The organism is Chryseobacterium sp. HNCC26DJ238 (assembly GCF_057180465.1).
On the sequence record NZ_JBXUGI010000037.1, the window covers coordinates 1 to 7,704 of the forward strand.

Here is a 7,704-nt window from a genome sequence, read left to right on the forward strand (position 1 = left end):
AAGGGTATCATGCGCCAGCGTCAGACTGAACTCGTGATGACGACGGGAACTCTGCGTCAGTTTAAAATGTTTGTAGTAGCTGATCACCCGGCCTTCTATCACCAATGATAATTTAACCAACCGGTTGATCCCGGTGTGATGGTTCGAAGAGATTCCTTCTGCATTCTCGGAGGGACGGAAACCGCCCATGCCTGGTTCTGAAATATTCATATGCGTAGATTGTGTGGTAGGTTAAATATACAAAAATTATTCAAAAATGTATGATATATATAACATAAATTAATATGCTTAAGCTAATACCGTAAGTAATCTTCACCGAAAAACAGCTTTTCATGATGTTGTTCTGTAAAAAAAAGACTGTCTTAAGACAGTCTTGCTTTATCTGATAATACTTATAAGTGGATTGTATCATCTAGCTTGTAGGCCATACTCCTTCGTAAGCGGAGTTTCCGTAGTTGATCTTTTCTGCACTTACCACAAAGCTGATCAGCATAGAATTCTCATCTACTGCATCGAAGTCTACTTCATGCTGAATCACATATCCGTTTTCCCAGTTCAGGGTAATAAGTGTTCCTTCTTCGTGAGATTTGTTGAACGTGATTTCACCTGAGGTCGGTTTGTACTTTCCGTTCAGTAAAGATTCCAGGATGTCTGATTTCTCTGTTGCTTCGATGGTTAATTTGATCAGTGCGTTGGACGGATCAGAAGCTACCCTTCCGGATACGTCTGTGGATCTTGATACGCTGTAATTAAGCTTCAGTAATTTCTGTCCTTCGCTACCGTTGAATTTTAAGATTCCTCTTGAATTTGCTGCCATGATAAATAAATTTTAATCGTGAATATTGTAATGATCTGATTTGTTACTCAAAGGTAATAACCATAAAACGATTCAGCGACTTTTAATTATTTATTTAAAATTTTGTAGTAGTTCTACGATTTCATGTCGTAATTCTACGATCGATGAAAAATCATTCTGAGGGAACATTTTTCCTTTCCTTTACAGAGCGGGAAAGAATCTTATTTTTTTTCAATAGAAAATCAGGCATCAAATCTGTCGGAAGATGAAGAATGCTTTCTCCGGTATTCTGAAGCTGTTCTTCAATTTCAGGATTCCAAATCATGATATCGTGTAAAGGTATATTTAATTCTTCTGCAATAATTTTCAGACTGAATCCTGCATTGATTTCAGTTTCAGAAAGAGATGATTCCTCTTTGGTTTCTGATCTTGCATCAAATGCTTTTTTCATTCTTGAGGTATTGTAATTGGTCAGAACACTGTTTAATTCTCCGGTTGCATAGCATGCGTTCAGATATTTTTTAACATGGTTAATGGTTTCGGCAGGTAAATACTTAGAAAAAATATGATATTGAGTTGAGTTGGCAGACTGCATGGCTTTAGCAACATTTCCTTCTCCACAATTATAAGCTGCAACCACCGTGATCCAGTTGTTATATTTTTTATACAAATTTCCTAAAGAAACTACCGCAACTTTAGTGCTTCTATATAAATCATTACGCCGGTCTTCAGTCAGTCCATACTGATTGGCATGAGCCGTCATGAACTGCCAGACGCCCACTGCTCCTGCATGAGAAGTGATATTTCTGTCAAAATGAGATTCAATCAACGCTAAATTCCTCAAATGTTTTGGAAGCCCTCTCTTAGCAAGTGAATTTTCAATAAACTGAACAATTTCTTTATTTGAACTGATGATCCTTCTGTATTTTTTCACACTGCTTTCTGAGGTATCTGTTGCAGAGAGATATTGAGCAGAAGTTATTTCAAAGGATATTAAAAACAGCGCTGCCAATATTATTTTACTGAAATATATTTTCATTCTTACAATCATAATTTTAAAATCAGAATGCATGATGGTTTTGGCATTCTGATTTTTTATTTGAATCGAATATATTTAACTGACTTTCCAATCAATTTTTTCTTCCGCTGCACTCCAGTCTACGGTCAGTGTCTGACCGGATTTCACTTCTTCTCTTACAATCATCTTTGAGATAGGTCTCGCCAATTGAGATCTGATCACCCCGGAAATCTGTCTTGCTCCATATTTACTGCTGAAACCTCCTAACGCCAGGTTTTTAACAGCTTCATCCGTAATTGAAAGCGCCATTCCCAATCGGTGCAGTGATTTGTGAAGTGACCTTAACTGAATATTGAAAATTCTTTCAGCTATTGATTCCGTGATTGGTGCAAAAGGGATGATTTCTGTAATTCTTGCTAAAAATTCGGGTCTGAATCTTCCTGAATTAGACATAATCTGCATCAGAGAAGATGATTCGGGAATCTTTCCTTCTTCAAACTGTTTTACAATTTCTTCGCTTCCGATGTTTGAAGTAAATAAAATCAGGGCATTGCTGAAATCCCCTTCTTTTCCTAATTTATCATGTACTTTACCCTCATCCATGATCTGCAGAAACACGTCGAAAACAGAATGATGGGCTTTCTCTATCTCATCAAACAAAACTACCGTATAAGGCTGCTGACGGATTTTGTTCACCAGCATTCCTCCTTCTTCGTATCCGACATATCCCGGAGGAGCACCATATAATAATGCAGCGGAATGCTCTTCTTTAAATTCAGACATATCAAAACGAACCATTGCTTTTTCATCATTAAAAAGCAATTCAGCCATTGATTTTGCCAGTTCCGTTTTTCCGGTTCCTGTAGGTCCCAAAAGGAAAAATGAGCCAATAGGCTGTCCCGGTTTATTTAATCCGCTTCTGTTTTCGACAATGGCATCAGAAAGTACTTTCAGGGCATGATCCTGACCAACGACCCTGTTGAGTAAAAGAGATTCCATATTCAAAAGCTTCTCTTTTTCCTGTGCCTGAATTTTACCGATCGGAATATTGGTTTTTGCTGCCATAACAGCAGCAAGTTCTAGCTTACCTACCTTTTCTCTCTTTGTCGAGGCATGCTGTATCAACTCTGTAAAAGTGTCTTCAATTACTTTTTGCAGATGCTCAACGGGCATCGAATTATCAATCTGTGGCTGTTCGTTCAGGGATCCCCATAAAATAGGACTGATTTTATCTCTCAGTAAATTATAGTTCCAGATCAGTTCATCAGCCTTATCTTTGTCGTCTGAAAATTCTTCTTTAAGAATGTTTTCATAATTTTCTTTCCAGCCTTCCAGTTCTTTTTCCGAAAGTTCATCAAGCATTTTAATGGCAGCCATTGTCCTGTCCAATAAATCGATCGCAGCATCCGGTAATTTTTTGCCTTTTGCATATCTTTTTGCGAGACGCACACATTCCGGTAAAGCAGCCTTATCAACCTCAATACCGTGATGTTTTTTATAGCCTTCCAAAAGAACATCAATCATTTTTACACAGGCCTGTTCATCCGGTTCATTAACGGTAAGAACTTCAAACCTACGGTTGAATGCCTGTTCAGGCTCGATTATTTTTCTGTATTCTTCCTGAGTTGTAGCTCCGATAACGGTAATTTCACCTCTGGCGAGTTCAGGTTTGAGAATATTACCGATGTTTCCTATGCTTCCTTTAGGATCTAGCAGGGTATGTATTTCATCAATAAAAAGGATAGCCTTTTCTATCTTTTTACATTCATTAATGACTTTTTTCAGGCGGTCTTCAATTTCCCCTTTATAGGAAGTTCCGGCCAGCAACGCTCCGGTGTCCAATTCCAGCAGTGTTGCATTTTTGAGCATTTCGGGAACGTTTCCACGGATTATTTCAGTCGCAAAACCTTCCACCAGAGCGGTTTTTCCGACTCCCGGTTCACCAATAATGATGACATTGGGTTTTGTTCTCCTGCAGAGAATTTCTACCAGCATCCTCAATTCTTTGTCGCGACCGATGATATTTTCTAAAGCACCCTGTCTTGCCTGCGCAGTTCTGTCTATGCAGTAACTTTTAATGGAAGGATAAGAATTATCTGAATACTCTGACCCGTTAGAAAAAAGAGAAGAAATTTCACTGTTTTCGGATGAGGCATAAGGCGTATCTTTTCTGTATAAATTGAAGATTTCGTGTTCCCTCAAAGGAAGAGATTTGAGTTGCTGTAATGTAAAAGCGACCTGTGGTTTTACGATTGCTGTTAAAATACAGAGGGGTGTAATTTCGTCAAGGCCTAATTTTAACCTGATATCATCAGCTTCTTCGAGAATCTGATCAACGAATTCTCCTTCACCCACTTCACTGGGAAGATGAGTCGTTTTGGGATAATCTTCGATCCGGACATCAGCCCACTCATAAAAATATCCGGGATCTTTATCAATGCTTTTTAAAAAATCATTAAGGCCTATGTCTTTATGCATTAAGGCCTGAAGAATATGCGGACCGCTGTAGGTTGCATTATAATTTTCCCTGGCAATCGACTGCGCTATGTGAAAAAGCTGTTTTACTGTTTCGTTGGTAACTAGTACTCCCATGTATTTTCAATATTAATATTCGTGGTGACAATTTTTTTGGTGTAACTAAAATAAGTTTTTTTTGTCAATGATTAAAATTAATAATGATTTATTTATGAAGTATCAATATAAATGCGAATGTATTTTAATTACATTGGTATTATCTCCAGAACGAATCTCTTTTCACATATTTATGCTTTCATACTACGGATTTAAAATCTCCTCAGCCTTACATTAATCCATTTTGCTGTTTCTCTGATCTGTGTTTACTATTTAACCTTAAAATTAATTTACTTATTTATAAGTTGACATTAAAATAATCAGCAATTACCAACAATTAAACAGACCTGTTCATCTTAATCCTCTAAAAAGTCAGAGCTTCTTTCTTCAGACTTTACTATTTTGAGTGTGCCATCCTCAAGAGTGAAAATTTTGACTGTTTTCTTTTCCGGGATTAAAAACTCAACATACCAGGTATTTCCATTTTCGTTTTTCTGTCGATCGATAATCGTAAGCTCATTTTCAATGTTTCCGCCATGAGTTTTTATAAACTCAATAATTTTTTCCGGTGTTGATTTGAATCCCTTGTCATAATCTTCATTTTTAACTGCATTTCCATTTTCATCGTATTCCGTATGGTTTCCTATCACAATATTCGGACTTATCAACAATGTCTTAAATGAATAAAGAATCGTTCCGTTTGCCCGGTAAAATTTAATATTATTATAGATATTAGGTTTTGGCAAAGTCTCTTTTAACGAATAGCCTTCTTTATCATTTCCTGAAAACTCAGTGACTTTATTTCCCTGAGTTTCTTTCAAAAAATAATATGGTGTATCTAATACAATATTTTCTCCGCTTTCACTCAGGCTTTTCATATAATTTGTTGCTTTTTCTTTCCACAGATTAATATCAATGTTTTGCATTTTGGCAGTTTTTGTCGTTTTAGGTATAATGCTGTTCTTATCGTTTCCCTGTCCGTTACAAGAAAATAATATCTTTATTAAGAAGATAAAAATTAGTTTTCTCATTAGATGTCAGGGTTTATATTGATGATGGGTACAGTTACTTTGCAGCTTTTTCCACTGCCATTTCCAGAGTGAATATCGGTTTTTAGAATAATCCATCACATTGTCTGTTTTAAATTTTTCAAATATAAATCCATTAATATCCGTATTTTTATTTCCCTTCTCCCATGAGTGTGGCAAACCCACTGCATGCAGAAGTTCATGAACGGTCGTAGCCGGGTTCCTCGGGGTAAATACGATGGTTAATTTCGTATTCAGCAATGCCACTCCAGCCGTTCCCGGAGAAACGTCTGCAAGAAAAAACACTTTATAGTAACTTGTATATTCTGGATGTGCAGCATTAAATAAGGCTTCCAGTCTATGATGCAAAAATCTTTTTGCTGTACCGACCTGTTTTTGATAAGCAATGCCTCCCGGAACTTTAAAAGACTGTATTTCAGCATCACCCGAAACATCGAATCTCTGTATATATTTCAGATCAGGTTTTACCAATGCCTGTCGGTACAGCGTAAACAGATTTTGATATTCTCCGAGATAACTTCCGGTTTTAGCATTACCTTTTACGCCGGACAGGTTGGTTGTTACCCCAACAAATATTACGGGTAATGTATGCACCGTCTTATTTGGCAGAACTTTAAGCTTCCCTACCAAATGTTCCACCCCTTTTTTGTCAACAGCAAATGCTTCTATATAAGTTACTTTAGAACTTGCTTCTTTCGAATAAACGGTAAGATACTCTTTATGTGGCTGACCTTTAGGAGTTACAGATATATTTCTGATTTCCTCTTTCCCTCTCAGATCCAGAATATGCCGGTCATATTTTAAAATAATCTTTTCCGGTTTTTCTTCAATTTCGATATACAGCAGCAATTGCGCTTCAAATCCCGGATATAAATTTAACTCAGGAATAATATAGATTACATTTTTTGACCTGACTGATATTTTATCGAATCTATTCTTAAGCAGACTGAATTCATTTGCGTCAGGATGAACACCATTTTTATTAGAAATAATATCTTTGTACGGGTTATCACCAACTAAGTTTGTATCAGCAACCCTTATCCAGTCAAATCCGTATTGTCCGATATATTTTTCGCTGGGCCTAAACTTGACCATGCATTTGACATTAATATTTTCACCTGTCGGTTTGGAAGGACTTCCTGCATGTAAAATATTTTTGGCACTTTTTTCTGAATAAACGTCTGCCGAACTCTCAACAATGTCTGCCGAAGAATAATATTGCAAATCACCACCAACAACTTCTGTTATTTTGCCTTTTACAATTCTTGTTCTGCTCATAAGTGATTATTTAATATGCTTTTCCTAATTCTCCGCTTCTGTTATGAATATTTCCGTCAGCGTCTTTTTTTATTTTGCCGACAGCACTTGTTTCAATTCCTCCTTCGCTGTTGACAACTGTTTTCCCCTGCTTAGTTTCACTGTGAAAATCGCCCTCAATCATTTCGGTCAGCTTCCCGGTAACAAACATACTCGTATCTCCCATCACTGAAGTCATTTTCATAGCTCCTACACTTTCAGTATTGTTCATTCCGATTGTGTCAGATTTATTAACCCCGACCGAAGTGGTCATATTCTGTCCTACGTTAATATTCATATTCTTGCAGTTGAACGTCATGGTTTCGGGAGCAGTGATTGTGATATTGCTTCCCGTCGTGTCCAGATGGATCTCATTTCCTGATTTATCCGTGATGATGATGCTTTCATCTTCCGTGAAGACCACCCGGTGACCGCTTCTCGTCTGAATTGATTTCACACGGTTGTCCATGCCTCCTCCCAATCCTATTCCTCCATGGAACATTCCTCCCATCACAAATGGACGGTCAGGATGATTGTGAACGAAGTTCACCATTACCTGGTCTCCTACCTCCGGAATCGCAACATAACCTCGGTTCTGCGTGATCTGATCCGTTCCTCCTGCATCAGGACTCATCATTCTGATAAAGTGAGTCGTGTCATTCGTCTGCCAGTCGAATCTAACCTGAACCCTGCCCTGACCTTCGGGATCCGTGTTCGAGATCACCGTAGCCAGCTGGGGCTGTGCGATAGGAACTGTAAATTCAGGCTTGGGTAAAAAACCTGTGTCCGAAGCAATCCCGTCGAAGCTTCCTGTATAGTGTCCGATGGTGTCTATTTCATGCGTCGCTTCTGTGATCATGATCCTTGTAAAATACGAGGTCTCATTCGTATCCGGTTTTCGCATCTCGATATCCACCGCACAGCCCGGATGAAGAAAGGGAACCGTCGTGGAGCCTGAAATATTGAAAACATTT

General features: G+C 38.0%; 7 protein-coding genes. All 7 read right to left on the bottom strand.

The features are described 5' to 3' along the window. Positions 1 to 210, bottom strand: a 210-nt coding sequence (locus AC2A07_RS19480; RefSeq protein WP_484051770.1) for a hypothetical protein, incomplete at its 3' end; no start/stop codon positions are given. 202 nt (positions 211 to 412) lie between these two features. Beyond that, on the bottom strand, positions 413 to 817 hold the full coding sequence (gene tssD, locus AC2A07_RS19485; RefSeq protein WP_484051771.1) for a type VI secretion system tube protein TssD: 405 nt from the start codon (positions 815 to 817) through the stop codon (positions 413 to 415). A gap of 151 nt (positions 818 to 968) precedes the next feature. Next, positions 969 to 1,835, bottom strand: coding sequence for a lytic transglycosylase domain-containing protein (locus tag AC2A07_RS19490; protein ID WP_484051772.1), 867 nt, complete (start codon positions 1,833 to 1,835; stop codon positions 969 to 971). A gap of 75 nt (positions 1,836 to 1,910) precedes the next feature. After that, on the bottom strand, positions 1,911 to 4,406 hold the full coding sequence (locus tag AC2A07_RS19495) for an ATP-dependent Clp protease ATP-binding subunit (RefSeq protein WP_484051773.1): 2,496 nt from the start codon (positions 4,404 to 4,406) through the stop codon (positions 1,911 to 1,913). Between the two features lie 335 nt (positions 4,407 to 4,741). Further along, positions 4,742 to 5,416: a hypothetical protein gene (locus AC2A07_RS19500; RefSeq protein ID WP_484051774.1), complete on the bottom strand. Its 675-nt coding sequence runs from the start codon at positions 5,414 to 5,416 to the stop codon at positions 4,742 to 4,744. Positions 5,417 to 5,422: 6 nt separating this feature from the next. After that, positions 5,423 to 6,712 (bottom strand): zinc metalloprotease, encoded by a 1,290-nt coding sequence (locus AC2A07_RS19505; RefSeq protein WP_484051775.1) that lies wholly within the window; start codon positions 6,710 to 6,712, stop codon positions 5,423 to 5,425. A 10-nt stretch (positions 6,713 to 6,722) separates the two neighbouring features. After that, a partial coding sequence (locus AC2A07_RS19510) for a phage baseplate assembly protein V (protein WP_484051776.1) occupies positions 6,723 to 7,704 on the bottom strand: 982 nt, incomplete at its 5' end.